Source organism: Poseidonocella sp. HB161398 (assembly GCF_005870025.1).
Lineage (GTDB): Bacteria > Pseudomonadota > Alphaproteobacteria > Rhodobacterales > Rhodobacteraceae > Mangrovicoccus.
Genome location: NZ_VATA01000256.1, coordinates 1 through 766 on the forward strand (window position 1 = coordinate 1; position 766 = coordinate 766).

At 67.4% G+C, this 766-nt stretch carries 1 protein-coding gene; it reads right to left on the reverse strand.

Annotated elements, in window-relative coordinates:
- Positions 1 to 546: 546 nt before the first annotated feature.
- The coding region (locus tag FGX59_RS38475) for a hypothetical protein (protein WP_206078571.1) at positions 547 to 766 on the reverse strand (220 nt) is incomplete at its 5' end.

The following is a 766-nucleotide window of genomic DNA, read 5'->3' on the forward strand; positions in this document are numbered from 1 at the left end:
GGGCGGGGTTGGACGTCGTCCCGATGGAACCCCGGCAGGTCAAGGGAGCATTGAAGGCGCTGCCGATCAAGACCGGCCGGCGTGATGCCGAGGCGATCGCGCGCCTGCTGCATCTCGGCTGGTTCCGGCGGGCTCACGGCAAATCCGTCTAGGCCCGGGAGGTTCGTGCGTTGCTCGGCGGACGGAAAGTGATCCAGCAGGGCAGTATCGCGCTGGAAATGTCCCTGCGGGGGCTGCTGGGGAATTTCGGGCTGAAGGTTGGACCAATCTCTCGCGGCCGGTTCGAGCATCGCATCCGCGAACTGGTGGTCGGCAATCACGGGCTCGACGCCGCGACCGAACCTGTGCTGCGGGCCCGGACGTCTCTGCGTCAGGAACTGGCGGCATTCGAGCGGACCGTCCGCCAGCGCACCCAGGCGGCGCTGTTGCGCAAATCAGCTGGCGACCGCAGTTCCCCTTTCCCCGGACATACCCATCCTGCGGCCACGGTCATCGGGATGCCGAGGGCCGTGACGCGGTTCATGAATGAGCGGCAAGCGCCATCGGTCAGAGCGCGGCCGCGAATGCGCGGAGCTGGACCTCGGCAACCTGGCGGTCGAAGGTGAGGCATCGCGCCGCCATCGGTCCGAGGCCGATGCCGAACGGAGGGAGATCAGCCGTCGGCCGGGCAGCGTCACGCAGGTCATCCAATCGCCGGGGAAAAGGTCTCCCGGACCTTTTCCTGATCCGGCTCATATCTCCACCCTGCTGCGACGGTGGTAGCCGC